Annotated in this window: 2 protein-coding genes; one reads left to right on the top strand and one right to left on the bottom strand. The window is 40.0% G+C overall.

What is annotated here, in order from left to right; genetic code table 11:
• Window positions 1-198 (bottom strand): peptidylprolyl isomerase (locus C1642_RS19480; protein WP_171288372.1); only part of this gene is annotated, 198 nt, incomplete at its 3' end.
• A gap of 168 nt (window positions 199-366) precedes the next feature.
• Here C1642_RS19480 and C1642_RS19475 point away from each other — a divergent pair.
• On the top strand, window positions 367-848 hold a 482-nt coding region (locus C1642_RS19475; protein ID WP_228153894.1), incomplete at its 3' end, for a glutamate--tRNA ligase family protein.

Here is an 848-nt window from a genome sequence, read left to right as displayed (position 1 = left end):
TTTTTCTTTGAAGTTTTCGTCAAAGCCACCACCTTGGATCATGAAACCGTCGATAACGCGGTGGAAAATCACGCCATCATAGAAACCGTCACGTACGTATTCTAGAAAATTAGCAGCCGTTTTCGGTGCTTTTTCAGTGTTAAGCTCAAGAACAATACGACCTTTGTTGGTGTTTAATTCGACTTGAGGAAAACTCATTACATTAATCTCCTAAACATGGGCAAATTGACCATGGGTTTTTGGTTGAGAGAAGCATAAGCAAACTGTAAACTACAAGGCAAGTAAAAAACGTTAAAATCTTTGTGAAAAATGAAGATAGCGTTTATTTTTTCGAAATTTTATCTACAAAGAAGTGATTGATACACTATGAAGCCTAATGATGTTGTCTCGAACCTGCCAAACAACCCGACACCGAATACTCATGCCTCTGTCGATTCTGCGCAGCAAGAACAACAGGCTGGATTAGATTTTGTTCGCCAAGTCATTACTGATGATTTAGCTGCCGGACGTGCCAAACAAATCGTAACGCGTTTCCCGCCAGAACCAAATGGTTATTTACATATTGGTCACGTAAAAGCAATTTGCCTCAACTTTGGCGTTGCTGAAGAGTTTAATGGTCTTTGTAATTTACGTTTTGACGATACTAACCCCGATGCGGAAGAACAAGAGTATGTTGATGGGATCGCCAATGATGTGAAATGGCTTGGATTTAGCTGGAATGGCGAACCACGTTATGCTTCTGGTTATTTTGATCAGCTTTATGCTTGGGCAATTCAGTTGATTGAACAAGGCGATGCATATGTTGATTTGCAGTCTCCAGAAGAAATCAAATTAAATCGTGGTAGCTT

The organism is Acinetobacter sp. AKBS16, assembly GCF_002899995.1.
GTDB classification, from domain to species: Bacteria; Pseudomonadota; Gammaproteobacteria; order Pseudomonadales; family Moraxellaceae; genus Acinetobacter; species Acinetobacter baumannii.
This window is presented reverse-complemented; position numbering and strand designations above follow the sequence as displayed.